Here is a 23,288-nt window from a genome sequence, read left to right on the forward strand (position 1 = left end):
TATTATATCTTCCATGGAAGCTATTGACCATGTCGCCCGCATCCAGGCCGAGTGGGCCCGTGAGCGGCCGGATGTGGATGTGAGCCCGCAGGCCGTGATCGGGCGGCTGCACCGCCTCGGCCTGCTCCTGACGGAACAGCTCTGCCTCGTCTACCGCCGGTACGGCCTGAGCGAGGGCGAGTTCGACGTCCTGGCCACGCTGCGGCGCGCGGGCGAGCCGTTCGAGCGGGCCCCCGGCGAACTCGCTGCCCACACGATGGTGACCACCGGCGCGATGAGCAAGCGGATCGACCGGCTCGAAGACGGCGGCCTCGTCACCCGACGCCGGTCGGCCGCCGACGGCCGGGGCCGGGTGGTCGCGCTCACCCCCGCGGGGCGGGAGCTGATCGACAGGGCCTTCACCGAGCACATGCGCAACGAACACCGGCTCCTCGAGGACCTGGAGCCCGGGGAGGCGGCGCAGTTGGAGCGGATCCTGGCCGGCTGGTTGGCGAAGGTCGAGCCGCCGGCCCCGTGACCGGGGTCGACGGGCTCCCGGCCGCACCCCCTGCGGCCATAGAGGTGAGAGCGGGGGTCCTGTCGCCCGCGCCGACCGCCCGGGGCCGCCGCGGAGCGCTATCCATATGGACGTGATCAAGTCGCTTCGTACCGGGTTCACCGCAGCCGCCGTGACCGCAGCTCTCGTCACGCTCAATCCGTCGGCCGGGGCGTCCCCCTCGGCTCCCACCGACCAGGTGCGAGTGGACGTCGCCACCGTGAACGGGTCGGGCTGCCGTCCGGGCAGTGCCACCGTCGCCGTGGCGCCGGACAACTCCGCCTTCACCGTCACCTACAGCGAGTACCTGGCCCAAGCCGGCGGGGGCGTCTCCGCCGTCGAAGGCCGCAAGAACTGCCTCCTGTCCCTCGTCGTGCACGTCCCACAGGGCTTCACCTACGCCGTCGCCCAGGTCGACTACCGGGGCTTCGGCAGTCTGCAGTCGGGCGCGATCGGCACGCAGAAGGCGAGCTACTACTTCCAGGGCATGAGCCAGACCGCCCAGCGCACCCACAAGTTCACGGGCGCGCTCGACGACAACTGGCAGGCGACCGACACCACGAGCGTCGAGGCCCTGGTCTTCGCGCCCTGCGGGGAGAAGCGCAACTTCAACATCAACACCGAGCTGCGGGCGGAGGTCGGCACCTCGGACCCGTCGAAGGTCAGCTTCATGGCCCTCGACTCGACGGACGGCAGCATCAACAGCGTGTACCACTTCTCCTGGAAGCAGTGCCCGGTGCGCTGACCGGACCCCGGGCGACCTCAGGCCGACGCGCGCCGCACCAGTGACGTGGTGGTGACCACCGATCTGGGCGCGGCGCGCCCCTCGGGGCCCCCGCCCAGGGTCTCCAGCAACAGTCGCGCCATCAGCCGCCCCATGCCCTCGATGTCCTGACGTACGGTCGTCAGCGGCGGATCGGCGCTCTCCGCCACCGCCTCGGCATCGTCGAACCCGACCAACGCCACCTCCGCCGGAACCGCCCGGCCGCGCTCCCGCAGCACCCGCAGCGCGCCCGTGGCCATGAGGTCGTTCGCGGCGAACACCGCATCGATGTCCGGGCAGCGGTCCAGCAGTTCACCCATCGCGCGAGCCCCGCCCGCCACGGTGAAGTCGCCCTCGGCGACCAGTGCGGGGTCGGCGCCCGGCAGTACGTCCCGGAAGCCGCTCAGCCGGTCGACGGCCGACGTCTGGTCGAGCGGGCCGGCGATGTGGGCGATCCGCTCGCGCCCCCGCGATACCAGGTACCGTACGGCCTCGCGCGCGCCGCCGCGGTTGTCGGCGTCCACGTACGCCGCACCCCCCGGCCTGTCCGACTCCGTCGGCTCCCCGGAGCCGTCGGTCCAGCCCGGCCGGCCGCCGTAGACGGTGGGCATGCCGATCCTGCGGGTGATCGCGGGCAGCGGGTCGTCGGTGTGCAGGGAGAAGGCGAGCGCCCCGTCGACGTGCCCGCCGGCCAGGTAGCGCTCGATCCGCTCGTAGTCACCGCGGTCCTCCACCAGGAGCAGCACCAGTTGGGTGTCGTGCGCGGTCAACTCCTTGCTGATGCCGCGCAGCTGGCGGGAGAAGAACGGGTCGGAGAAGATCCGGGTCTCCGGCTCGGCGATGATCACCGCCACGGCGCCGGTGCGTCGCGTGACCAGAGTGCGGGCCGCGGGATTGGGCACGTAGCCCAGGTCGCGGACCGCCTCGCGCACCTTGTCCACCAGGTGCGCGCGGACCCCGTCGCCGCCGTTGACCACGCGGGACACGGTGGCCCGGGACACCCCGGCGTGTGTCGCCACGGCCTCCAGGGTGGGCCGGTTCCCCGGACGCTGTTCGGGCACGGGCGTTCCTCCTGGGGTCCGCGGGCGGTCGTCGCGCCGGGCAGCAGGGTAGCCCGTACCGCCGGGAGGCCGGGCGGTACGGGCCGTCCGCGGCCCGTCAGTGGCCGAAGTCGAACCAGTTGACGTTCACGTAGTCGGCGCTCTGGCCGCTGGTGAAGGTCAGGTAGACGTCGTGCGTGCCCGTGACGCCGCTGATGTTCGCCGGCACCGTCCGCCAGCTCTGCCAGCCGCCGGTGTGGGCCACGGAGAAGCTGCCGATCGGCGCGCTGGTGCGGCTGTCCAGCCGGACTTCGACGAGGCCGCCGACCCCGCCGGCCGCGCCGGAGGCGACCCGGCCGTAGAACTGCCGAGCGGCCGTGGACCCGAAGTCGACACCCCGGTACAGGGCCCAGTCGCCGTTGCCGATGGCGCTGAGATTCTGGCCGCCGCCGGTGTCGGAGGTGGTCTCCCTGGCCAGCCCCGCCTGGCCGTCGTACGACTCGGCCTGGATGGCGGTGTAGGCGTCACGGTTGCCCGCCGGAGGGGTGGTGGTCGACGGCGGCGGTGTCGTGGGCGGGGGCGTCGTCGGCGTGCCTCCAGCGGACCGGAGCACGGACACGTAGTCCACGACCATGGGGTGGCCGGGCTCGGTGCCCGCGTCGGGGCCGCCGCCGAAGGCATCCGGGAACCCGCCGCCCATGGCGACGTTCAGGATGAGGAAGTAGCCGTGGTTCGTGGCGTTGGTCCAGGTGGCCGAATCCACCTGTGACGCGCGAACGGTGTGGAAACCGATCCCGTCGACGTAGAAGCGCATCTCCTCCACGGCCGTCGACCTGTCCCACTCCACGGCGTACGTGTGGAACCCGCCCTGGCAGCTGGTGCCCGGGCAGACCCGCTGGCCGCCGATCCCGGAGGTCTCGTTGCAGGGGCCGCCCGGGGTCGTGCCGCAGTGCATGGTCGCCCAGACGTTGTTCATGCCCTGGACGTTCTCCAGGATGTCGAGCTCGCCGATGCCCGGCCAGTTCCACCAGTTGCCGCGGTAGGGGGCCCCGAGCATCCAGAAGGCGGGCCAGTAGCCCTTCGCCGCGGGGCCCGTGACGTTCGGCATCTGGATGCGGGCCTCCGCGCGCAGCTTGCCGCCCGCCGCCGGCTGGAAGTCGGACCGCCGGGTCTCGACGCGGCCGGAGGTCCAGTTGCCCGCGGCGTCCCGCCTCGGAGTGATCCGCAGGTTGCCCGCCCCGTCGAGGGAGACGTTGGCGGGGTCCGCGGTCATCGTCTCGATCTCGCCGGTGCCGAAGGCCGCGGGGCCGCCCGGGTAGCTCGTACCGGTGGTGTACTGCCAGTCGGTGGTGTTCACGCCGGAGCCGGCGGGCCCGTTGAAGTCGTCCAGGAACACCTGGGACCAGCCGGCCGGGGTCGGGGGAGCGGTGGCGCCGGCGGGCAGGGCAGCGACGGCCACGACCACGGCGACCGTGCCGAGCGCGGCCAGGACCGCCCGCCGGACGGGCGGCCGTTTCCTACGGGGTGTCTCTCGCATGGGTGCCCTCTCTGTAGCGCCGTGCGGCGCGGTGGGGGGAAGAGCCAGGGGAGTTCGCCGTTCGAGAGCCGCTCGCGAGCCTTTGAGAGCGCTCTCAAGGGGCGCCGCTGGACACTGTGCTCCCCACCCGATCGGGCGTCAAGAGATGGAACCGGGAAAGGGCCTGTGGGGCCGGAGCGGTTCATTCGTCGAACGCTCGGCGCGCGGGCGGCGGCGCCGACCGCACCGCGGACGGCCGTCACCCGTCAGGCCCAATCCCCTGTGCGACTTTCAGTAGGCCGGGCCGAGAACCTCCTGCGCGCCCGGGAGTTCGTGGACGGAGGCCGCCGTCCCCGTGAGCGGCAGCAGGGAGGAGAGCGGGCACAGCCCCGGCATCTCGTGGTCCACCTCCCACTCGCCGACCGTGTTCCGGCCGCCGCCGCGGCCCCCGCGATCGGTGGTGCAGACGGCGTACAACTGACCGGCGCAGCCCCGGCAGAACAAGGGCAGACGGCTGCTCACGGCAGCTCCGCGGACGCGGTGGGAGGCGCTCCGGCAGGCGCCGGCGGCCATCCGGCCGCCGGCGCGGCGGCCGGATGGCGGAACGGATTCCCCCGAGTGCCGGGTACGCCGCCCGCTTGTAGCGTCGGTCGCGTCAGGAGTCCCGATGACCCGACAGGACTCCGCAGGCCGGTTCGCATCCGCGGAACACGTCCCGCCGGCGCACCGAGCCGTACGTGTGCCGCCCGCGCCGGCGCCGAGCCGGTCCGCCCCGCGCGACCCGACGACCGGGCGCACGCGCAGCCCCCGTGAGAGAGGCCGTGCCGATGACGAACGACGCCCCGATAGCGCCGAGCACCCCGACCGCCCCGACGGCGAGCCTGTTCCGCGTCGAGAGGGGTCACGCCGAGCCCGAGGAACTGGCCGCGATCGCACTCGTGGTCGCCTGCTGCGCGCGGCGAACCTCCACCGACGGCGGCGTCCGGGACCGCGCCTGGGGCGCGGCGAAGGGCGCCGGGCACCGCCCCGGACATCGTCCCGCCCGGTCGAACACCGGCTGCTGGGCGGGCTGCTGGGCCTGCCGCTGAACCCCTTCCGCCGGCCGCGCGCACGGCCGGCGGAAGGAGGAACAAGGTGGTCACGCCCGGCGCAGCACCGTCGAGAGGGCGCCCAGCAGCGCCGCCCGGGCGTCGGGCACGGCGCCCTCCGAGCGCCACGCCACGAACCCGTCCGGCCGTACGAGCACCGCGCCCTCGGGGCTCATCCCGTGGACCTGCGCCCAGTCGGCGTCGCCCTCCGGCACCAGGTCCGCGCCCGGCCCGGAGCCGATGGTGTGGGCGTCCAGCCGCGCCGACAGCTCCCCGGCCACCTGTTCGGCGGCCGCCCGCCACGGCGTCCCCGCGCCGCTGAGCAGCACGAACGAGCGCTCGTAAAGGTCCAGCGAGGAGATCCGCTCACCGGACCTGGTCAGCCACATGTGCGGGGCCCGGGTGCCGGTCTCGCCCTTCATGTGCAGCGTCTCCGGGATGATCGGCCTGCCGGGGTCTCCGCCGACGACCGCGCCCCGCGGGTAGCAGTAGCCCATCGCCGTGGTGAGGACCCCACTGCCCGGCCCGCCACCCATCGTGGGCGGCGGGGCGTACCCCGGGTGGCTGTGCTCGGCCGAACGGGCCGAGGCGCGCTCGCTCGTGGCGATGGCCACCGGCAGCCGCTCGGTCTCGTACGTGTCGAGCAGTCCCGGGCCGGCCGAGCCGTCCAGCACCGCGGCGATCTTCCAGGCCAGGTTGTGGGCGTCCTGGATGCCGGTGTTCGAACCGAACGCGCCGGTGGGGGACATCTCGTGGGCCGCGTCCCCGGCCAGGAACACCCGACCGGAGGAGTACCGCTGCGCCACCCGTTCGGCGGCGTGCCACGGCGCCTTGCCGCTGATCACCACGTCCAGGTCGGGCACGCCGATCGCGGCCCGGATCTGGTCCACGCACCGCTCGTCGGTGAAGTCCTCCAGCGTCTCGCCGTCCTCCGGGTGCCAGGGGGCGTGGAACACCCACTGCGTGCCGTTGTCCACCGGGAGCAGCGCCCCGTCGGCGCCCGGGCGCATCAAGTAGCAGACGATGAACCGCAGATCGCCCAGCACCTCGGGGAGCCGCTGCGAGCGGAAGGTCACGCTCACGTTGTGGAACAGCTCGCCGCCCCCCGTCTGGGGGATGCGCAGCTGCTCCCGGACGGGGCTGCGCGGCCCGTCCGCCGCGATCAGGAAGTCCGCGCGCACGGTGGTGTGCTCGCCGGTCTCCCGGTCCTTCACGATGGCGCTCACCCCCGTCGCGTCCTGGTCGAAGGTCATCAGCTCGGTGGAGAAGCGGATGTCGGCGCACAGCGCGCGGCTCTGCGCGGCCAGCACCGGCTCGATGTTGTTCTGGCTGCACAGGCACCAGCCGGTCGGGCTGAACCGGCTGAGCGCCCCGGACGGATCGATGGACTTGATCAGCCAGTTGCGCTCGCCGTCGACCAATGACGTGGCCTGCAGAATGCCCTGGTTGCCCTCCAATACGGACGCCGCTCGGCGGATCGCGTGCTCGGCTCCCGCCGTTCGGAACAGCTCCATCGTCCGGGCGTTGATGCCCCGGCCGCGCGGGTGCGCGGAGGTACCGGAGTGCTTCTCGACGAGCAGGTGTCTCACTCCGTGGCGGCTCAGGAAAAGCGACGTGGACAGGCCCACGAGGGAGCCGCCCACGACGAGAACCGGTACGCGAACATCGGCTTTGTCTTCCATCAGCTGCGGGCTCCTGTTTTCTGTGTGGGGGAGTGGAGTCTTTATGCCACCGATCGGAGATCAGGCCCGGTTGATTCGCCGGTTGTCACCCGCTTGATCCGGACATGTAGCGGTACGCCCTCACCCGGACGACGATGAGCGACAGCGGCGCCCCCGACAGACGCGCCCGGCCTGCCGTTCCCGACAGAGGCGGCCGCCGGCCCGGGTGGACGCCACCGGTGACGGACGAGGGGTCCGTACGCGATGGATCTCCACCCCCTCATGAAGGAGTGAGTAGATGACAACCACCCTGTCCGAACGGGTGTCGCAGTCAGCCTTCGACGGCTCCATGCTCCGGGTCGTCCTGCTGATGGACCTCCATGAGGGGCGCCAGCAGGAGTTCTTCGAGGCGTACGAGAAACTCCGCGACGACATCGCGTCGGTTCCCGGACACATCAGCGATCAGCTGTGCCAGTCCTTCGAGAATCCCTCCCAATGGCTCATCACGAGCGAGTGGGAGAGCGCCCCGCAGTACCTCGCCTGGGTCAACAGCGAGCACCACGCCCAACAGGTGAAGCCGCTGGGAGCCTGCGCCCGCGCGATGCGCCCGCTCAAGTTCACCGTTCTGCGCGAGACCGGCCGCGGCTACCGCCAGGCCTCGCGCCCGGCCACGGCCCGGCTACAGCCCGTGCCCCGGCTCGGCGCCGGCATCGTGCGCCACGCCCTCACCTTCACCGTCAAGCCGGGCAGCGAGAAGCAGGTCGCCGAGATCCTCTCCAGCTACGCCTCCCCGGCGGCCCGCGTCGACGACCACACCCGCCTGTGCCGCACCTCGCTCTTCATGCACGGCAACCGGGTGGTACGAACGGTGGAGGTCCAGGGCGACCTGATGGCGGCCCTGCGGCACGTCTCCGAACAGCCCGAGGTGCGCGCCGTCGAGGAGGCCATCAACCCCTACCTCGAACAGGACCGGGACCTCGGCGACCCCGAGTCCGCCCGCATGTTCTTCATGCGCGCGGCCCTCCCGGCGGTCCACCACATCGCCGCCGAGGAGCCCGACTCCGCCGACGTGAGCCGCCACGCGCTGTTCTACCCGGCCAAGCCCGGCTGCGGGGCCGCGCTCGCCAAGTTCCTGGCCCGGCAGGACGAGGCCGCCGCGCACGTCCCCGCGAGCCCCGTTCGGAGCAGCAGCATCTTCCAGCGCGACGACATCGTCGTCCGCCTGATCGACGTGAGCGGCCCGTTCGACGCCGAGCCGACAGCGACCCTAGGCGCCTCGAACCCGCGCAAGGCCGCCGTGCTGGAGCGCCTGATGGCCGCGCCCGGCGGGCGGGCCCGCGCCGCGCGTCACACCATGAACCTGATCACCGACCGGCGGGCTCCCGCGCAGTCCTGATCCAGCTCGGTCCCCCCACCCCGGAGACCACTCCGATCTCCACCCCACATCACCGTCCAGGCACCCCACACGCCAGGAGGAACCCGCCATGACCCAACAGCGCCCACGCATCGTCGACCTCAGCGAGACGCCGCCCAACCGCCGGCGCGGTGGCGACCTGAGGGCCGTGCTCACCCCGACCTCGGTGGGCTCCACCAGCGGCTTCATGGGCATGGCGATCATGGCGCCCGGGGAGTCCATCGCCGAGCACTACCACCCGTACTCCGAGGAGTTCGTGTACGTGGTCGCCGGCCGGCTGGAGGTCGACCTCGACGGTGAGGCCCATCCGCTGCGCGTCGACCAGGGGCTGCTGGTACCCCTCAACGTGCGCCACCGGTTCCGCAACGTCGGCGACACCGAGGCCCGCATGGTCTTCCACCTCGGCCCGCTCGCCCCGCGCCCCGAGCTCGGCCACGTGGACACCGAGGCGGCCCCGCACCCGGAGAGCACCGCCTGGGCGCAACCCCCGGACCGCACGGGAGCGGTCTCGTGACCGGCCGCCGGGTGGCGGTGACCGGGGTCGGCGTCGTCGCCCCCGGCGGGATCGGGGTCTCGGCCTTCTGGGACCTGCTGTCCAACGGTCGTACGGCGACCCGCGGGATCACCCTCTTCGACCCGGAGGGGTTCCGCTCCCGGATAGCCGCGGAGGTCGACTTCGACCCCGCCGCGCACGGCCTCACCGAGGAGGACTCGGCCCGGGCCGACCGGTACATCCAGTTCGCCCTGGTCGCCGCCCGCGAGGCGCTGCGCGACTCCGGACTCGACCTCACCACGGACGAGGCCTGGCGGACCGGGGTCTCCCTCGGCACCGCCGTCGGCGGCACCACCCGTCTGGAGCACGACTACGTGGCCGTGAGCCAGTCCGGTGCCTGGTGGGACGTCGACCACCGGCTCGCCGGACGCCACCTGCACCGGGCGTTCACGCCCGCCACGCTCGCCTCCGCCGTCGCGGAGCAGACGGGAGCGCGCGGCCCGGTGCAGACGGTCTCCACGGGATGCACGTCCGGACTCGACGCCATCGGGTACGCCGTCCACTCCATCGCGGAGGGCCGGATGGACGTGTGCATCGCCGGCGCCTCCGACTCACCCATATCGCCGATCACCGTGGCCTGCTTCGACGCCATCAAGGCGACCTCGCCGAACAACGACGATCCGGCCCACGCCTCCCGGCCGTTCGACGCCGACCGGGACGGATTCGTCCTCGGCGAGGGCGGCGCGATCCTCGTACTCGAAGAGCTGGAACACGCCCGCGCCCGCGGTGCGACCGTCTACTGCGAGATCGGCGGCTACGCCACCTTCGGCAACGCCCACCACATGACCGGTCTGACCGCCGAGGGCCTGGAGATGGCCCGCGCGATCGAGACAGCCCTGGCCCAGGCCCGGATCGGCGCCGACGAGATCGACTACGTCAACGCGCACGGTTCCGGGACCAAGCAGAACGACCGCCACGAAACGGCGGCGGTCAAGCGGGTCCTGGGCGACCACGCCTACAAGACGCCGATGACGTCCATCAAATCCATGGTGGGCCACTCCCTCGGCGCCATCGGGGCGATCGAACTCGCCGCCTGCGTCCTCGCGATGAAGCACCAGGTGGTCCCGCCGACCGCCAACTACGAGACGCCCGACCCCGAGTGCGACCTGGACTACGTCCCGCGCACCGCCCGCGCCCGCACCCTGCGCAACGTCCTGTCCGTCGGCAGCGGCTTCGGCGGGTTCCAGTCCGCCGTCGTCATGTCCCGACCAAAGGAGGAGGTGTCATGACCGGTCGAACGGTCATCACGGGCATCGGGGTCGTCTCGCCCAACGGCATCGGCGTCGACGCCTTCTGGAAGGCGACCCAGTCCGGCGTCAGCGTGCTGGACCGCGTCACCAGGGCCGGGTGCGAGCACCTCCCGCTGCGCGTGGCCGGCGAGGTGCGCGGATTCGACCCCGGCACGATGGTCGAGGACCGCTTCCTCGTCCAGACCGACCGCTTCACCCACCACGCGCTCGCCGCGGCCGACCTCGCCCTGGAGGACGCCCGGCTCGGCCGTGCCGACTACGAGGGCGACCCCTACTCCATCGGGGTCGTCACCGCGGCCGGATCCGGCGGCGGCGAGTTCGGACAGCGCGAGCTGCAACACCTCTGGGAGCAGGGGCCGCGCTACGTGGGCCCGTACCAGTCCATCGCCTGGTTCTACGCCGCGAGCACCGGCCAGATCTCCATCCGCCGGGGCCTCAAGGGCCCCTGCGGGGTCGTCGCCAGTGACGAGGCGGGCGGACTGGACGCCTTCGCGCACGCCACCCGGGCCATCCGCCAGGGCAGCCGCGCGATGCTGGTCGGCGCCACCGAGGCGCCGCTCGCGCCGTACTCCATCGTCTGCCAGCTGGAGTACGAGGGACTGAGCACCCGGGACGACCCCGAGCGGGCCTACCGGCCGTTCACCGCCAAGGCCTGCGGGTACGTCCCCGCGGAGGGCGGCGCGATGTTCGTCGTCGAGGACGAGGAAGCGGCGCGGCGCCGCGGCGCCACCGTACGCGCCGTACTCGCCGGCCACGCCGCGACCTTCACCGGCACCCTGCGCCCGGAGGAGTCCGGCGAGGGCCTCGCCCACGCCATCCGCGGCGCGCTCCGGGAAGCCGGCTGCGCCCCCGAGGAGGTCGACGTCGTCTTCGCCGACGCGCTCGGCACCCCCGAGGCCGACGCCGCCGAGGCCGCGGCCATCGCCGAGGCCCTCGGCGGGCACGGGCGCAAGGTGCCCGTCACGGCACCCAAGTCCGGTACCGGCAGGGCCTACTGCGCGGCGCCCGCCCTCGACACGGCCGCCGCGGCCCTGGCACTGGAGCACGGCGTCGTCCCGCCGACCCCCAACGTCTACGACGTGTGCCACGACCTCGACGTGGTGACCGGCAGCGCCCGCCCCGCGGAGCTGCGCACCGCGCTCGTGCTCAGCCGGGGCCGGATGGGCTCGAACTCCGCGCTCGTCCTTCGCAAGGGCACCTCGGCGCCCCAGTAGTCCGGAGGGACTCGTGCGGTCCCGTTCCACGAAGAGAGAGAAGCGACCATGTCCGACCGACTGACCCTGGAGGAGCTGGCGGCCCTGATGAAGACCGCCGGCATCACCGTCGACCCCTCCGAGATGGCGAACCGTCCGGACTCCGCCTTCGACGACTACGGCCTCGACTCGCTGGGCCTGCTGGGCATCGTCGGCGAGCTGGAGAACCGGCGCGGACGGGCCCTGCCCACCGACGCCGACCGCTGCAAGACCCCCGGGGAATTCCTCGACCTCGTCAACAACAGCCTGATGACCGGAGCATGAGATGGCAGGACACACCGAGAACGAGATCACCGTCAACGCGCCCGTCGACATCGTGTGGGAGGTGACCAACGACCTGCCGAACTGGCCGAAGCTGTTCAGCGAGTACGCCTCGCTCGACATCCTCGAAGAGAAGGGGGACACCACCCGCTTCCGGCTGACCATGCACCCCGACGAGAACGGGACCGTGTGGAGCTGGGTCTCGGAGCGGACCGTCGACCGCAAGGGCCTCCAGGTCAGGGCGCGGCGCGTGGAGACCGGCCCGTTCGCCCACATGGACATCCACTGGCAGTACTCCGAAGTGCCGGGCGGCGGCACGCGGATGAAGTGGACCCAGGACTTCGCGATGAAGCCGACGGCCCCGGTCGACGACGCGTGGATGACCGACAACATCAACCGGAACTCCAAGATCCAGATGGCGCTGATCCGGGACAAGATCGAGCAGCACGCGAGCCGGTTCCCCGCCGCCGACCGTCTCTGAAACGAAAGGCGCACAGCAGGATGCACAGCAAGCACCGCGCTCTCATCGTCGCCCGGATGGCGCCGGAGTCGGCCCCCGACATCGCCGACCTGTTCGCCGACTCGGACGCCGGTGAACTCCCGCACCTGGTCGGGGTCACCCGCCGAAGCCTGTTCCAGTTCGGTGACGTGTACCTCCACCTCATCGAGTCGGACCGGCCCCCGGGCCCGGCCATCGCGAAGGTCACCGACCACCCCGAGTTCCGGCAGCTCAGCGACCGGCTGACCGCGTACGTCAGTCCGCACGACCCGGAGACCTGGCGCAGTCCGAAGGACGCGATGGCCCACGAGTTCTACCGCTGGGAGAACCCCCGCGCCAAGTGACCCGGCGGCCCGGACGGGACCCGCACACCGCGTGTGCGGGTCCCGCCGCGCGTGCCCCACCTCCCAGCAGGAAGATCAGGAGACGGTGATGACCCAGACCGATCACGACCCCGACCACTTCCCGACGGATCCGGCCCGTCCGCACGACGGCGAGCACGGCCGCGGCTCCCTGCGCGTACTCGTCCTCTCCGGGTCCTCCCGCACGGGATCGGTCAACGCGCGCCTCGCGGCCCTCGTCGCCGCCCAGATCGGCCGGGCCGGGGCGGTCGCCGACCCCGCCACGCTCGGGGACTTCCCCATGCCGCCCTACGACGGCGACGCGGAGGCCGACGAGGGGCTGCCGAAGGGGGCGCTGGCCCTGTGCGAGCGGATCGAGGCCGCGCAGGCGCTGGTCATCGCCTCCCCGGAGTACAACGCCTCCGTCCCGGGCGTACTGAAGAACGCCATCGACTGGGTCTCCCGGTACCGCCCGCAGCCCTTCAAGGACAAGCAGGCCATGCTGGTCTCCGCCTCGCCCTCGATGGTCGGCGGCAACCGCGGGCTCTGGGCCCTGCGCGTCCCGCTGGAGCACCTCGGCGCCCGCGTCTACCCCGACATGTTCAGCCTCGCGGGCGCGCACCACGCGTTCGCGGAGACCGGCGCCCTCGCCGACGAGGGCCTCGGTGAGCGGCTCGCCACGACGATCGGCTCCTTCCTCGACCTCGTCGAGGCGGACACCCGCTACCTCTCCCTGCAGCGTCGCTGGTACGAGTTCCTGGGCGACCGCACCGACGCCCCGGTCACCTCCCGCGCCCAGGATTGATCTTCGTAAGGTGCGCTGTGAGTTATGTTTGAGCGCGAGTGTCGGTGAGAAGGAGGCCCTCCCGTGTCATCGGGGCAGCAGGCACGCGCGCAGGCGGCCGCGATCAAGCCGAGCGATCAGTCGTCCCAGGAGGTCCGCCCTCCGGCCGACCGGCTCCTCGCGCTCTTCGACGGCCACCGGCTGTCCCCCGGCCAGCGGCGCATCGCCCAGTACCTGATCGACCACCTCACCGAAGCCGCGTTCCTCTCGATCACCGAACTCGCCGAGCGGGTGGGCGTCAGCCAGCCGTCCGTGACCCGCTTCGCCGCCTCCCTCGGCTTCAGCGGCTACCCGGCCCTGCGCGACGTGCTCCAGCCGATCGCGCTGAGCGCGGTCGCCGGAGCCCCCGACACCCGCGAGCAGATCCGCCGCAACGAGCTGCAGGCCGCCGTCGACGCCGAGATCGAGAACCTGGAGAACGTACGCAGGCTGCTCGCCGACACCAACCAGGTGCTCGACATCGGCCGCGACCTGGCGGCCTCGGTCCCCCTGACCGTCCTCGGCCTGCGCATCTCGGTCTCGCTCGCGGAGTACTTCGCGTACGCGGCCCGGCGCATCCACCCCGACGTACGCCTGGTGACCCGCGGCGGGAGCGTCGCCTTCGACGCCCTGCTCCAGTCCAGGGCGGCCGGCGGGACGTGGGTGCTGGCCTTCGCCATGCCCCGGCACGCCAAGGAGACCCTGGCCGCGCTCCGGTCCGCCCGCAGCGCGGGGCTGCGCGTCGTACTGATCACGGACCCGACCGTCGGGCCGCTGGTGGACGAGGCGGACGTGGTGCTGACCGCCGGGACCGGCTCGCGCCTGGTGTTCGACTCGTACGCGGCCCCCGGGATGCTCTCCGCGGCCCTGCTCCAGTCGATGGCCGACGCCGACCCGGAGCGCACGCAGGCCCGGCTGGAGCAGTACGAGCACGCTGCCGAGCAGCACCACTTCTTCCTGTAGGACCGCCCCCTCCCGAGGCCGCTCGAACCGGCTTCGACCTGGACATATTCATGCATCAAGGTGCATGAAATTTTTCATACCCTTGCCTACTCGACGGTATATATGTTTACTGACGGCGGCGCTCCGGATCCACCAAGATGCCAAGGAGGACTCTCCCCAAGTCCTCCCGAACGGGCAGCCGGCACGACGAACCTCCTCACGTCGTGACGAATGCCGAGTCCAGGCTTACGGATCCCGCAGGGCGCCCATGGCGGCCTCGGTCAACCCCTGGACCGAGGCCGCCCCCAAGCAACGTCTCGATCAGAGTTTCGACACCACTCGGAAGTGACGAGAATGCCCCAGACGGCGACCCTCACGCGCAGCCCGGACTGGCCCCTGCAGGTCAAGGCCCCCGGGACCCACGACTGGGAACGCAGCGCCACGCGCTGGCTGCGGGACCTCCTGCCGGCCCGCTACGGCGGCTACCTGACCCTGACCCGCCACCACGCACTCCTGGCCCGGCACGTCCAGCTCCAGTTGCAGCACGAGATGCGCGCGGTACGGGTGGCCATGCAGACCAGCCGGGCCGAACTGCCCATGCTGGGCATGGCCGAGTCCGTCATAGAGAACACGATCCGGATGTACGCGGTGGAGCTGGAACAGCTGAGCCGCCTCTCCCGCGGCGCGCGGCTCGTCAGCGACGCGCTCCTCGTCGGGACCCCAGCCCAGCGCAGGCGCTGACCCCGGCCTCGGTTCCCGCTCCTGCTCCTGCTCCCGCTCCCGCTACGCGCTCCGCCAGGAGCGCAGGCGGTCGGCGACGTCGTAGACGGTGGCGCGGAGCGTGCGGATGTCCGTGATGAGCTCGCGCCACTGCTCGTAGGAGGCGTCCACCGTCCCCCCGGACGCCTCGACGTACGCGACGGCGACCCCGTACGCGAAGTACTCGTTGGAGTCCGGGAGCGGGCGGAGCAGGACGATCGCTTCGAGCAGGGCGGCCGCGCGCCAATAGGCGTCGGGGTCGTCCACGTCCAGGCTCGGCGTGTTGACCCGGTGCCGGGCGACGGCGGCGACCAGGGCGGAGTGGTCGGCCACTTCCACGTCCTTGAACAGGGCCTCCTGCCGCTCCAGCAGCCAGCGGTGATCGATGTGCAGTTCCACGCGTCCGAGTATCCCCGCCCGGGGCCCGGCCGTGGGGCTTTTCGGGTCGGGCGGGGAGACTCGGGCGGGGATGCCCGCGCGGGGTGCTACGGCTTGGGCAGGACGCAGCCGGGCCGGTTCAGGTCGATCACGTTCTTGGGGCCTATGCAGGGGACGATGATGTACGTCTCCTGCGCGTAGTTGATGCCCTGGCGGACCGTCACGTTGCCGTTCTGGTCCACCTCGCACGGGTTGTTCACGGTGCAGCTCGCGCCGTCCTCGTTGCCCGTGTTGTTGACGGCGACGACCTTGCCCGTCGTCCTGTCGATCACCGGCGAACCGGAGGTGCCGCCGATGGTGTTGCAGGACGAGGTGTAGCGGACCGAGTCCTTCCAGGTCCAGTCGCCCTCCTTGAGGCGGTAGGCGAAGCCGTCGATGTCGCAGTTGTAGATCCGCTTCCAGTACCCCGACACCACGCTGATCGCCGAACCCTGCACCGGGTGCGCGTCGTTCAGGGTCAGCGGGCTGATGCCGTACTGGCTCTGGATCTGGGCGTAGGTCTTGGTCAGTTGGTAGATCGAGATGTCCGTGTCGGTCATCGTCGCGTACGAGATCTTGCTCGCGCGCAGCGTCGCGACCTTGGTTCCGGACGAGTTGAGCAGGCTGAACGAGCGGCTGGACCGCTGGTCCTTGATGACTTCGCCGGCCGCCGGGAAGCCGGTTTCCAGGCAGTGCCCGTTGGACAGGACGAGCGCGGGGTCGTTGGGCTGCGACGCGGGCGCGCGGACGACGGAGCCGGAGCAGTTGCTCAGCGCGACGGTGCCCGCGAAGTCGACCGTGACGGCGGCCTGGCCCGAGGCCGCCGCGGGGGCGGCCGCCGCTCCGATCAGGAGCAGGGTGAGTAACGCGCCGACGAGAGGCTTCTTCATGTGGGGGTTCCCCTCTGAGGACAAAACACGACCGAAGATCCTTCGGTTGTCATGCGCATTGTTGAGAGCTGGGGGCTCAAGCCGCAAGAGGGCGTGGTGAGTTGGGAACCCGAAGCGGGGGAGGGGCCGGGAGCCCTTCGGGGGCGGGCAGATCTCGCCGCCGCACGGGTGTTCCGTAGCGGAGGTTTCGCCTCCTACGGTCTGTGCAGCACCGTTCCGGATCTGGAGGCAGAGTGAAGCGCGAGATCGACATCGAGCAGCTCGTGACGGCGATGAAGACGGTCGACGAGGCGGGCCGGCTCTTCGAGGAGGCACTCGCCGTGTACGAGGCACGCGGTCTGCAGCGCAACGGCGACGACTTCAAGGTGGCGGGCGGCTCCGTCCAGACCCTCCAGGGCGCCGAGGAGATGGCCCGCGGCGCCCGCAAGTTCCTCACCGACCTCGCGCTCGTCGTCGGCTACGCGAGCGCGGGCTTCGAGGATCGGGTGGCCGGACGGTACGAGATGTCGCGGACGGGCTTCACCGCCGTCTCCGGCGGCGCCGCCCGGATGGCCCGTCCGCTGCTCGACCCGACCCTGCGGGGCCTGCGGCTGCTGCAATCGGTGGGCCTCTTCGACGACGCCTTCCGCACGACGATCGAGGAGGTGCTGCAGGCGGAGAAGGCGACCTACCCGGACCCCTCGATGTTCCGCATCACCGACGCCGCCGCCCCCGTCGGTGGCCGCAAGGCCTAGGGGGTCTTGTGGATCGGGCCTGCTCGGTCTGTCAGGCGACCGTGCCGCCCGCGTTGCGGATCAGTTGCCGGAGCACCTTCAGGGTGGTGACGTAGTCCGCGTCGTCGATGCCTTCGTGGAGGGCGGCACGGATCGCGGGGGCGTTGCGTGCGAGGTCGACGCGGGCCTGCTCCCCCTCCTCGGTGAGCCACAGCCGGTTCTCGGCGTCCCGGGTCAGCCAGCCGCGGTCCACCAGCACCTCGGACTCCGCGGCCAGGTCGTCCTCGGGCCGGATGTAGGAGGCCATGGCCTCCCGCAGCTCGACCAGGGTCATCCCCTTGCCGTCGGGCGAGATGTCGTTCTCCGACAGGTTGCGCAACAGCCACAGCTGGGGGTGGGTGTAGCCCTTGTCGTTCATCCGCGCCCGGGTGAACGCGACGAGCGCCTCGTAGGCGACTCCGGTCCAGTAGGCGGCGGGCTGTCCGGCGAGTTCGGCGTCGGAGATCTGCTGGGTCGTCATGAGGTGTTTCCTCCTGGTGCTTGGGGTTGGGTCGGCCCGCCGGCGCCCCGGCCGTGGATGCCGGGCGCGGGGATGACGTGCTCCGGGGCGCGGCCGGGCCTCTCGGATCGGGCTCAGAAGTTGATCATGTGGCCGGCCAGTCCGTGGACGGCCTCCTTGACGGCTTCGCCCAGGGTCGGATGGGCGTGCACGTTGCGGGCGACCTCGTGCACGGTCAGATCCCACTGCTGGGCCAGGGTCAGCTCCGGCAGCAGCTCGGTGACGTCGGGGCCGATCAGGTGGGCTCCGATGATCTCGCCGTGTGTGGCGTCGCTGATCAGCTTCACGAAGCCGGCAGTGTCGCCCAGGCCGTGCGCCTTCCCGTTGGCGGTGAACGGGAACTTGGCGACCGCGACGTCGAACCCCTTCTCCCTGGCCTGCGCCTCGGTCCACCCGAAGCTCGCGATCTGCGGCTGGCAGTAGGTGGCGCGCGGGATCATCGCGTAGTCCAGCTCCATCGTCTCCGCGTCCGCGATCGTCTCGGCGGCGACGACGCCCATCGCCTCGGCGGTGTGCGCGAGCATCAGCTTGGCCGTGACGTCGCCGATGGCGTAGATGTGCGCCGCCGAGGTACGGCAGCGGCCGTCGACCTCGATCGCGCCGCGCTCTGTGAGACGTACGCCCGTGGCCTCCAGGCCGTACCCCGCGACGTTCGGCGCGAAGCCGATCGCCTGGAGCACCTTGTCGGCCTCCAGGACCTTCTGCGCGCCGTCCTTCCCGGTGACCGTCACGCGCACCCGCGGGCCCGACTCGTCGATCTCCTCGACCCTGGTCGACGTGAGCACGTCGATGCCGAGCCTGCGGTACCGCCTGGCGAGCTCGGCGGACACGTCGGCGTCCTCCAGCGGGGCGATCCGGTCCAGGAACTCGACGATGGTGACCTTCACGCCGTAGTTGTGCAGTACGTAGGCGAATTCGATGCCGATGGCGCCGGCGCCCGCGATCACGATCGAATCCGGCACGCCGTCGCTGAGGATCTGCTCCTCGTACGTCACCACCCGCTCGCTGCGCCGCGTGCCGGGCAGCAGCCGCGGTGTGGCGCCGGTCGCGATGATGCAGTTGTCGAAGGAGATCGCGCAGATGGTGCCGTCCGACTGGGCGACCTCGAGGGTGTTCGCGTCCAGGAAGGTGCCCCGGCCGTCGAACTTCGTGATCCCGTTCTTCTTCATCAGGAAGTGGACGCCCTTGACCCGGCCGTCGGCGACCTGGCGGCTGCGCCGGAACGCCGCGCCGTAGTCGAACGACACCCGGCCCTCCACCTCGATGCCGAAGGTCTTGGCCTCGTGCGTGAAGAGGTGCGCCAGTTCGGCGTTGCGCAGCAGCGCCTTCGTGGGGATGCAGCCGACGTTGAGGCAGACACCGCCCCAGTACCTCTCCTCCACGATCGCGACCCGCTTGCCCAGTTGGGCGGCGCGGATGGCGGCGACGTAACCGCCGGGCCCCGCACCGAGTACGACGACGTCGAAGCGCTTGCACATGAGGAATTCCTTGAGGGTCGGAAATGAAGGGGATCAGGCGGATGCCCTGCGGGCCCGCCATACCGGCAGGATGGTCGGCCGCCGGACCGCCGCACCGGTCCAGCAGCGTGATCCCGCCAGGGCAGCCGTCGCCGCAGCGATACGGAAGCCGATGGCTCGGGGCCTCGGTGGTGAGGCCGGGTCAGGTCGGGTCAGGCGGGTCAGGTCGGTTCAGGCCGGGCCGGCACGGTGGCCTCGGCGCTCCAGCGGTCGAGTGCCTCGGAGGAGAGCCGCCACCGGTGCACGTACGCCCGCCGCGCGGGCGCCGGGAACGAGGCCAGCACGGAGGACACCGTCTGCTCGTCGGCGCCGTCCAGGAGCCACGGCAGGAGCTGGGGTGCGTACGGTCCGACCCGGCGGGCGTGCACCTGCCGGAAGCGGTCCCACGCGTCCTCGCCCAAGGCGGCCTGGACCAGCGGGAACAAGGCCTCCTCTTCGTGGTCGAGATGCCCGCGCAGACCGGACAGCAGGGCTTCGGTGAGCTCACCGAACAGGTCCAGGGCGATGCCGGGGGCGGTCAGGGCCCCGTTGATGGCACCGACGAGCGCCGCGATCGCGGCGTGCTCGGCTTCCATCGCCTCCAGCCGCGTGAGGTCGTACGGTCGGCCCTCGAGGGCCTGGCGCAGCGGCGGCCACAGCGCGTCGTCCTCGGCGGACTGGTGGGCGGACAGGGTCCGCCTGAACATTTCCCAGTCGGCGCCCACGCGCAGGATGCACCGGGGTTCCGATTCGAACCGGGCGGTGGCCTGGGCGATGTGCCGCAGCTCCCGTCGCAGCTTGTTGTGCGTCGCGTACATCACCGTCATGTCGAGCCTGTCGCTCACGGCTGTCTCTCTCCTCCCGCGGATAGGCGGCTGCGCATGATCGATTCCTCCGGGAAATGGGGGGCGGGGGAGTAGGGAACCGGTGCCGGGTGGATCGGCCGGGGCATTCGCCGGACGGCTCCACCTTCCACCGGCGCCACGTCACGATCAACGTAAACTTCTTGGGTTGATCAATAACCTTGCGGTTATCGCGGTACGGGGGCGGCCATGGAACTACGTGACATAGAGATCTTTTTGGCCCTGGCGGAAGAACTGCACTTCGGCCGGACCGCCGAACGGCTGCGGATCTCCCAGGCCCGGGTCAGCCAGGCGATCAAGAAGCAGGAACGGCGCATCGGCGCCACCCTCTTCGACCGGACGAGCCGCACCGTGACCCTGACCCCCGTCGGCAAGGTCCTGCGTGCCGAACTCCAGCAGGCGTACGACCTGATCCAGGGCGGGATCGCCCGGGCGAGCGAGGCCGCGCAGGGCGTGCGGGGGACACTGCGGCTGGGCGCCATGGGCATACTGGGCCACGAACTGCGCCCCCTGATCGATGCCTTCCACGCCCGGTACCCCGAGTGTGATGTCGAGATCGTGGAAATCCACTTCAGTGAACCGTTCAAGCCGCTGCGCGCCGGCAAGATCGACCTGCAACTGATCTGGCGGCCCGTCCACGAACCCGACCTGAGCATCGGCCCCACGGTGCTGACCGAGGACCGCGTGCTCGCCGTCGCCGCGGACTCCCCCCTGGTGGAGCGAGGGACGGCGTCCCTGGAGGACCTCGGCGACCTGCGCGTACTCGACCCGGGCCCCGAGGTGCCCGGGTACTGGTTCGAGGCCATGATCCCCGCGTACACCCCGAATGGACGCCGTATCGAGCGCGGGCCGGCGGCCCGGACCTTCCACGAGATCCTCGCCCTCATCGCGGCCGGGCAGATGGCCTGCCCCCTCAACGCCCACGTCCCCCACTACTACACGCCTCCCGGCATCGCCTTCCTGCCCATCCACGACGCCCCGGTCACGGAGTGGGCGCTCGTCTGGCCCACCGCGGACGAGAGCGCCCTGCTGCAAGCGTTCGTGCGGACGGCGAGGGACTTCGGCACGCGCCACCTCACCGGCGCCACCCGCTGAGCCCATCCCGGGAGTCCCCGGGGTGCCGGGGCGGGCCGGCGGGGAGAGGGTGGGGGTATGCATCACGCACCCGTCGTCGTGCACCGCATCTTCCCTTCGGGAGGGCGCCAGGTGACCCTGCGCACCGGGACAGGCGAGCAGTCCCTGGGGCTGGCCCGTTCCGATGAGGACGTCATCGAGTTCCTCCGGCTGGCCGGCCTGCCGGATCCCGACGAGGCCGTCCTCGGCGACACCCCCCTGGTGGAGTGGGACTCGGACGCCCCCCACGTGTACGACGCGGACCCGCCGACCGCCGACCTGCCCTGACCGACGACCCGGTCCGGCCGTGTCATGCGGGGGGCCGTGCCTTCGCTTCCGGCGCCGACCCCGCCGCCGCGATCGGACGGTAGTCGAGGACGATCGCTCCCGAGTCGAAGGTGGTCGTGCCCGCGAGCGTCCACGTCGTGCTGTCGCCACTGTCGGGGAACAGCCGCTGCCCGCCGCCCACGACGACCGGGTGGAGGAACAGCTTGAGTTCGTCGATGAGATGGTGCTCGAGGAAGTAGTTGACGAGTCGGCCGCTGCCGTAGACCAGGAGGTCCCGCCCGGGCTCGCCCTTGAGCCCGGCCACTGCCTCGGCCACGTTCCCCTTCAGGACCGCGGCGTTCCACTGCGGGTTCTTCAAGGTCGTCGAGGCGACGTACTTGGGCATGTGGTTCAACCGTGCCGCGCCCTCGTCGGCGTCCCCCATGGTGGACCATGCCTTCGACATCCCTTCGTAGGTCTTCCTGCCCAGCACGAGCGCCCGACTCCGAGCCAGCTGGCCCGCCTGGAACTTGCCGTGATCGTCGGTCCGGAAAGGCGCCGTCCACGAAGGTTCCTCCACCACACCGTCCATCGACAGGTAGATCACCGCCACCAGCTTGCTCATGCCCCGTGCCTCCAGGAAGGGTTCCGTCGCTGCCCGGAAGGCCGTGTTTCCGGAGCACCCAGGAATACCCTGCGGGTTGGTTTACCCCCCATCAAGGAGCGATCATGGAACGCTTCCTTTAGGCAGACTCAACGGTGTGGAGCGGCGCGTGTTGGAACGGTTCGAACTGGAAACGCTCTTCGCCCTCGCCGATGAACTGCACTTCGGCCGCGCGGCGGCCCGGCTGCACGTCAGCACCGGCCGGGTCAGCCAGACGCTCAAGCAGATGGAACGCCGCATCGGGACGCCGCTGTTCACCCGTACCAGCCGCACCGTGTGCATCACACCCGCGGGACAGCAGCTCCACGACGACCTGCGGCCGGCGTACGACCAGCTGAGGGCCGGCCTGCAGAAGGCGATGGCCGCGACGGGCGTGGTCAGCGGCGTCCTGCGCGTCGGCTACACCACCCTGTGGTGCGGCGATCTCGTCGTGCGAGCCGCCGATGTCTTCCGCATGCGCCATCCCGATGTCGACCTCCGCATCCGGGAAGTCCTCATCCACGACCCCCTCGGCGCCCTGCGCGCCGGTGAACTCGATCTCCAGCTCTCCGAATTCCCGATCGACGAGCCGGACATCACCACGGGCGCCGTCGTCCTCAACGAACCCCGGGCTCTCCTCGTCCCCGCGGACCACCCGCTCGCCCGACAGGACACCGTCTCCCTGGAGGACTTCGCCGAGGCCCCGCTCATCACCATCGCCGGGGACATCCCGGACTACTGGCAGGAGTCGCACTTCCCCTCCCGTACTCCCTCGGGCAAGCCGGTCCCGCGCGGCCGCGCCGTCACCTATTGGCAGGAAGTCCTCCCCGAGGTCAGCGCGGGCAAGGGCGTCACCGCGGTCTGCGCGCGTGCCGTCCACCATCACATGCACCCCGGAGTCGCCTTCGTCCCCTTCCGGGACGCGCCGCCCGTCCAGTACGGGCTGATGTGGCCCGTCGGCAGCGAATCCGCCCGCGCCCGGCTGTTCATGGACACGATCCTCGAAGTGGCAGAGGCCGCACGGACCCCCCGCTGACCGCCGAGGACAGGCCGTACACTCCGCCCATGGATACGATCGCTTGTTCGGCCTGCTCCACCGCGGCGCCCGGGCGGGATACCGGTGTCTGAGCGCCAGTGGAGCCTGCAGGAGCAGATCGTGGTGGACGCCGAGCCCGCGGACGTCCACGCCGTGGTGTCCGACCTGCGGAACATGGGCCGATGGAGCCCGGAATGCCGCAAGGTGTGGGTGCCGCGCCCTCCGGCCGGCGTCGGCAGCCGGTTCGCCGGATTCAACCGGCGCGGGCCGTTCCTCTGGTTCACGGTGGGCCGGATCGTGGCCCTGCGGGCTCCCGAAGGTCCCGCCGGACACGGTGAGTTCACCTTCGACGTGGGCATCTTCGGGCTGCCCATCGCCCGGTGGGGTTACCGCTTCGAGCCGCAGGGCGACGGGACGCTCGTCACCGAGACCTGGCAGGACCTGCGCCGGGGCCCCGGTGCCCGGCTGACCGACCTCCTCGGCTCCGTATTCGCCGGGACGAGCCCGGAGCGCCGTGTCGAGATCAACCGCGCGGGGATGCGCACCACCCTGGGCCGTCTGGCGGCCGGTTTCGGCCGCCAGACGGCATAGGG

28 protein-coding genes are annotated in these 23,288 nt (G+C 71.3%); 18 read left to right on the forward strand and 10 right to left on the reverse strand.

Going from position 1 to position 23,288, the window contains the following annotated elements:
* The first annotated feature begins 13 nt into the window (after positions 1-13).
* Both ACFV9H_RS08490 and ACFV9H_RS08495 read left to right on the forward strand, forming a co-directional pair.
* Positions 14-517: a MarR family winged helix-turn-helix transcriptional regulator gene (locus ACFV9H_RS08490; protein ID WP_385395126.1), complete on the forward strand. Its 504-nt coding sequence runs from the start codon at positions 14-16 to the stop codon at positions 515-517.
* 112 nt (positions 518-629) lie between these two features.
* The gene (locus ACFV9H_RS08495; RefSeq protein WP_385395129.1) at positions 630-1,280 is read left to right on the forward strand and encodes a DUF4360 domain-containing protein; all 651 of its coding nucleotides are present in this window, start codon (positions 630-632) and stop codon (positions 1,278-1,280) included.
* 17 nt (positions 1,281-1,297) lie between these two features.
* Here the strand turns inward: ACFV9H_RS08495 and ACFV9H_RS08500 are convergent, their stop codons facing one another.
* From ACFV9H_RS08500 to ACFV9H_RS08510, 3 genes are all read right to left on the reverse strand, one after another.
* The gene (locus ACFV9H_RS08500) at positions 1,298-2,359 is read right to left on the reverse strand and encodes a LacI family DNA-binding transcriptional regulator (RefSeq protein ID WP_385395132.1); all 1,062 of its coding nucleotides are present in this window, start codon (positions 2,357-2,359) and stop codon (positions 1,298-1,300) included.
* Positions 2,360-2,456: 97 nt separating this feature from the next.
* Positions 2,457-3,875 (reverse strand): glycoside hydrolase family 16 protein, encoded by a 1,419-nt coding sequence (locus tag ACFV9H_RS08505; RefSeq protein WP_385395134.1) that lies wholly within the window; start codon positions 3,873-3,875, stop codon positions 2,457-2,459.
* Between the two features lie 270 nt (positions 3,876-4,145).
* Complete coding sequence (locus ACFV9H_RS08510; RefSeq protein WP_385395137.1) at positions 4,146-4,376, reverse strand: hypothetical protein; 231 nt, start codon at positions 4,374-4,376, stop codon at positions 4,146-4,148.
* Between the two features lie 305 nt (positions 4,377-4,681).
* Here ACFV9H_RS08510 and ACFV9H_RS08515 point away from each other — a divergent pair, with 305 nt between their 5' ends.
* The gene (locus ACFV9H_RS08515) at positions 4,682-4,942 is read left to right on the forward strand and encodes an acyl-CoA carboxylase subunit epsilon (RefSeq protein WP_385395140.1); all 261 of its coding nucleotides are present in this window, start codon (positions 4,682-4,684) and stop codon (positions 4,940-4,942) included.
* Between the two features lie 50 nt (positions 4,943-4,992).
* Here ACFV9H_RS08515 and ACFV9H_RS08520 read toward each other — a convergent pair whose 3' ends face one another.
* The gene (locus ACFV9H_RS08520) at positions 4,993-6,624 is read right to left on the reverse strand and encodes an FAD-dependent oxidoreductase (RefSeq protein ID WP_385395142.1); all 1,632 of its coding nucleotides are present in this window, start codon (positions 6,622-6,624) and stop codon (positions 4,993-4,995) included.
* A gap of 277 nt (positions 6,625-6,901) precedes the next feature.
* Between ACFV9H_RS08520 and ACFV9H_RS08525 the strand changes: the two genes are divergently transcribed.
* The 10 genes from ACFV9H_RS08525 to ACFV9H_RS08570 all read left to right on the forward strand — a co-directional run bounded on the left by ACFV9H_RS08525 (position 6,902) and on the right by ACFV9H_RS08570 (position 14,680).
* Entirely contained in the window at positions 6,902-7,999 is a 1,098-nt protein-coding gene (locus ACFV9H_RS08525) for a SchA/CurD-like domain-containing protein (protein ID WP_385395145.1), read from the forward strand.
* 88 nt (positions 8,000-8,087) lie between these two features.
* Positions 8,088-8,531: a cupin domain-containing protein gene (locus ACFV9H_RS08530; protein ID WP_385395147.1), complete on the forward strand. Its 444-nt coding sequence runs from the start codon at positions 8,088-8,090 to the stop codon at positions 8,529-8,531.
* On the forward strand, positions 8,528-9,799 hold the full coding sequence (locus ACFV9H_RS08535; protein WP_385395150.1) for a beta-ketoacyl-[acyl-carrier-protein] synthase family protein: 1,272 nt from the start codon (positions 8,528-8,530) through the stop codon (positions 9,797-9,799). Before ACFV9H_RS08530 ends, ACFV9H_RS08535 begins: the two co-directional genes overlap by 4 nt.
* Positions 9,796-11,034 (forward strand): beta-ketoacyl synthase N-terminal-like domain-containing protein, encoded by a 1,239-nt coding sequence (locus ACFV9H_RS08540; protein WP_385395153.1) that lies wholly within the window; start codon positions 9,796-9,798, stop codon positions 11,032-11,034. The genes ACFV9H_RS08535 and ACFV9H_RS08540 overlap by 4 nt, the downstream gene beginning before the upstream one ends.
* Positions 11,035-11,082: 48 nt before the next feature.
* Positions 11,083-11,337, forward strand: a complete 255-nt coding sequence (locus ACFV9H_RS08545; protein ID WP_385395156.1) for an acyl carrier protein — start codon at positions 11,083-11,085, stop codon at positions 11,335-11,337.
* A gap of 1 nt (position 11,338) precedes the next feature.
* Positions 11,339-11,815: an SRPBCC family protein gene (locus ACFV9H_RS08550; protein ID WP_385395159.1), complete on the forward strand. Its 477-nt coding sequence runs from the start codon at positions 11,339-11,341 to the stop codon at positions 11,813-11,815.
* Positions 11,816-11,835: 20 nt separating this feature from the next.
* Positions 11,836-12,177, forward strand: a complete 342-nt coding sequence (locus tag ACFV9H_RS08555) for a TcmI family type II polyketide cyclase (protein WP_385395161.1) — start codon at positions 11,836-11,838, stop codon at positions 12,175-12,177.
* 169 nt (positions 12,178-12,346) lie between these two features.
* Positions 12,347-12,979, forward strand: coding sequence for an NADPH-dependent FMN reductase (locus ACFV9H_RS08560; RefSeq protein ID WP_385395290.1), 633 nt, complete (start codon positions 12,347-12,349; stop codon positions 12,977-12,979).
* Positions 12,980-13,042: 63 nt separating this feature from the next.
* Entirely contained in the window at positions 13,043-13,960 is a 918-nt protein-coding gene (locus tag ACFV9H_RS08565) for a MurR/RpiR family transcriptional regulator (RefSeq protein WP_385395165.1), read from the forward strand.
* Positions 13,961-14,293: 333 nt separating this feature from the next.
* Complete coding sequence (locus tag ACFV9H_RS08570; protein ID WP_385395168.1) at positions 14,294-14,680, forward strand: hypothetical protein; 387 nt, start codon at positions 14,294-14,296, stop codon at positions 14,678-14,680.
* 42 nt (positions 14,681-14,722) lie between these two features.
* Here ACFV9H_RS08570 and ACFV9H_RS08575 read toward each other — a convergent pair whose 3' ends face one another.
* Both ACFV9H_RS08575 and ACFV9H_RS08580 read right to left on the reverse strand, forming a co-directional pair.
* Positions 14,723-15,097, reverse strand: a complete 375-nt coding sequence (locus ACFV9H_RS08575) for a toxin Doc (protein ID WP_385395170.1) — start codon at positions 15,095-15,097, stop codon at positions 14,723-14,725.
* Between the two features lie 86 nt (positions 15,098-15,183).
* The gene (locus ACFV9H_RS08580) at positions 15,184-16,005 is read right to left on the reverse strand and encodes a serine protease (RefSeq protein ID WP_385395172.1); all 822 of its coding nucleotides are present in this window, start codon (positions 16,003-16,005) and stop codon (positions 15,184-15,186) included.
* Between the two features lie 233 nt (positions 16,006-16,238).
* Between ACFV9H_RS08580 and ACFV9H_RS08585 the strand changes: the two genes are divergently transcribed.
* The gene (locus tag ACFV9H_RS08585) at positions 16,239-16,739 is read left to right on the forward strand and encodes a hypothetical protein (protein ID WP_385395175.1); all 501 of its coding nucleotides are present in this window, start codon (positions 16,239-16,241) and stop codon (positions 16,737-16,739) included.
* Between the two features lie 31 nt (positions 16,740-16,770).
* Here ACFV9H_RS08585 and ACFV9H_RS08590 read toward each other — a convergent pair whose 3' ends face one another.
* The 3 genes from ACFV9H_RS08590 to ACFV9H_RS08600 all read right to left on the reverse strand — a co-directional run bounded on the left by ACFV9H_RS08590 (position 16,771) and on the right by ACFV9H_RS08600 (position 19,618).
* Positions 16,771-17,238, reverse strand: a complete 468-nt coding sequence (locus ACFV9H_RS08590; protein WP_385395177.1) for a MarR family transcriptional regulator — start codon at positions 17,236-17,238, stop codon at positions 16,771-16,773.
* 113 nt (positions 17,239-17,351) lie between these two features.
* On the reverse strand, positions 17,352-18,755 hold the full coding sequence (gene lpdA, locus ACFV9H_RS08595; RefSeq protein WP_385395180.1) for a dihydrolipoyl dehydrogenase: 1,404 nt from the start codon (positions 18,753-18,755) through the stop codon (positions 17,352-17,354).
* Positions 18,756-18,955: 200 nt separating this feature from the next.
* The gene (locus tag ACFV9H_RS08600; protein WP_385395182.1) at positions 18,956-19,618 is read right to left on the reverse strand and encodes a hemerythrin domain-containing protein; all 663 of its coding nucleotides are present in this window, start codon (positions 19,616-19,618) and stop codon (positions 18,956-18,958) included.
* Between the two features lie 207 nt (positions 19,619-19,825).
* Here ACFV9H_RS08600 and ACFV9H_RS08605 point away from each other — a divergent pair, with 207 nt between their 5' ends.
* Positions 19,826-20,731: a LysR family transcriptional regulator gene (locus ACFV9H_RS08605; protein WP_385395185.1), complete on the forward strand. Its 906-nt coding sequence runs from the start codon at positions 19,826-19,828 to the stop codon at positions 20,729-20,731.
* A gap of 57 nt (positions 20,732-20,788) precedes the next feature.
* Positions 20,789-21,037, forward strand: a complete 249-nt coding sequence (locus tag ACFV9H_RS08610; protein ID WP_385395188.1) for a hypothetical protein — start codon at positions 20,789-20,791, stop codon at positions 21,035-21,037.
* Positions 21,038-21,059: 22 nt separating this feature from the next.
* Here ACFV9H_RS08610 and ACFV9H_RS08615 read toward each other — a convergent pair whose 3' ends face one another.
* The gene (locus ACFV9H_RS08615) at positions 21,060-21,641 is read right to left on the reverse strand and encodes a dihydrofolate reductase family protein (RefSeq protein ID WP_385395191.1); all 582 of its coding nucleotides are present in this window, start codon (positions 21,639-21,641) and stop codon (positions 21,060-21,062) included.
* 148 nt (positions 21,642-21,789) lie between these two features.
* Between ACFV9H_RS08615 and ACFV9H_RS08620 the strand changes: the two genes are divergently transcribed.
* Both ACFV9H_RS08620 and ACFV9H_RS08625 read left to right on the forward strand, forming a co-directional pair.
* On the forward strand, positions 21,790-22,695 hold the full coding sequence (locus tag ACFV9H_RS08620; RefSeq protein ID WP_385395194.1) for a LysR family transcriptional regulator: 906 nt from the start codon (positions 21,790-21,792) through the stop codon (positions 22,693-22,695).
* Positions 22,696-22,779: 84 nt separating this feature from the next.
* Positions 22,780-23,286 carry an SRPBCC family protein gene (locus ACFV9H_RS08625; protein WP_385395197.1) on the forward strand — a complete coding sequence of 169 codons (507 nt, stop codon included), beginning with the start codon at positions 22,780-22,782 and terminating at the stop codon, positions 23,284-23,286.
* The last annotated feature ends 2 nt before the right edge of the window (positions 23,287-23,288 follow it).

Source organism: Streptomyces sp. NPDC059874, assembly GCF_042731135.1.
Lineage (GTDB): Bacteria > Actinomycetota > Actinomycetes > Streptomycetales > Streptomycetaceae > Streptomyces.

What these genes read in the sequence shown, in the direction of transcription:
- ACFV9H_RS08530 (WP_385395147.1), top strand. Translation starts at nt 8,088, where the DNA reads ATGACCCAACAGCGCCCACGCATCGTCGACCTCAGCGAGACGCCGCCC.
- ACFV9H_RS08605 (WP_385395185.1), top strand. Translation starts at nt 19,826, where the DNA reads ATGGAACTACGTGACATAGAGATCTTTTTGGCCCTGGCGGAAGAACTG.
- ACFV9H_RS08515 (WP_385395140.1), top strand. Translation starts at nt 4,682, where the DNA reads ATGACGAACGACGCCCCGATAGCGCCGAGCACCCCGACCGCCCCGACG.
- lpdA (WP_385395180.1), bottom strand. Translation starts at nt 18,755, where the DNA reads ATGTGCAAGCGCTTCGACGTCGTCGTACTCGGTGCGGGGCCCGGCGGT.
- ACFV9H_RS08490 (WP_385395126.1), top strand. Translation starts at nt 14, where the DNA reads ATGGAAGCTATTGACCATGTCGCCCGCATCCAGGCCGAGTGGGCCCGT.
- ACFV9H_RS08540 (WP_385395153.1), top strand. Translation starts at nt 9,796, where the DNA reads ATGACCGGTCGAACGGTCATCACGGGCATCGGGGTCGTCTCGCCCAAC.
- ACFV9H_RS08615 (WP_385395191.1), bottom strand. Translation starts at nt 21,641, where the DNA reads ATGAGCAAGCTGGTGGCGGTGATCTACCTGTCGATGGACGGTGTGGTG.
- ACFV9H_RS08525 (WP_385395145.1), top strand. Translation starts at nt 6,902, where the DNA reads ATGACAACCACCCTGTCCGAACGGGTGTCGCAGTCAGCCTTCGACGGC.
- ACFV9H_RS08520 (WP_385395142.1), bottom strand. Translation starts at nt 6,624, where the DNA reads ATGGAAGACAAAGCCGATGTTCGCGTACCGGTTCTCGTCGTGGGCGGC.
- ACFV9H_RS08580 (WP_385395172.1), bottom strand. Translation starts at nt 16,005, where the DNA reads ATGAAGAAGCCTCTCGTCGGCGCGTTACTCACCCTGCTCCTGATCGGA.
- ACFV9H_RS08555 (WP_385395161.1), top strand. Translation starts at nt 11,836, where the DNA reads ATGCACAGCAAGCACCGCGCTCTCATCGTCGCCCGGATGGCGCCGGAG.
- ACFV9H_RS08550 (WP_385395159.1), top strand. Translation starts at nt 11,339, where the DNA reads ATGGCAGGACACACCGAGAACGAGATCACCGTCAACGCGCCCGTCGAC.
- ACFV9H_RS08545 (WP_385395156.1), top strand. Translation starts at nt 11,083, where the DNA reads ATGTCCGACCGACTGACCCTGGAGGAGCTGGCGGCCCTGATGAAGACC.
- ACFV9H_RS08610 (WP_385395188.1), top strand. Translation starts at nt 20,789, where the DNA reads ATGCATCACGCACCCGTCGTCGTGCACCGCATCTTCCCTTCGGGAGGG.
- ACFV9H_RS08590 (WP_385395177.1), bottom strand. Translation starts at nt 17,238, where the DNA reads ATGACGACCCAGCAGATCTCCGACGCCGAACTCGCCGGACAGCCCGCC.
- ACFV9H_RS08505 (WP_385395134.1), bottom strand. Translation starts at nt 3,875, where the DNA reads ATGCGAGAGACACCCCGTAGGAAACGGCCGCCCGTCCGGCGGGCGGTC.
- ACFV9H_RS08570 (WP_385395168.1), top strand. Translation starts at nt 14,294, where the DNA reads ATGCCCCAGACGGCGACCCTCACGCGCAGCCCGGACTGGCCCCTGCAG.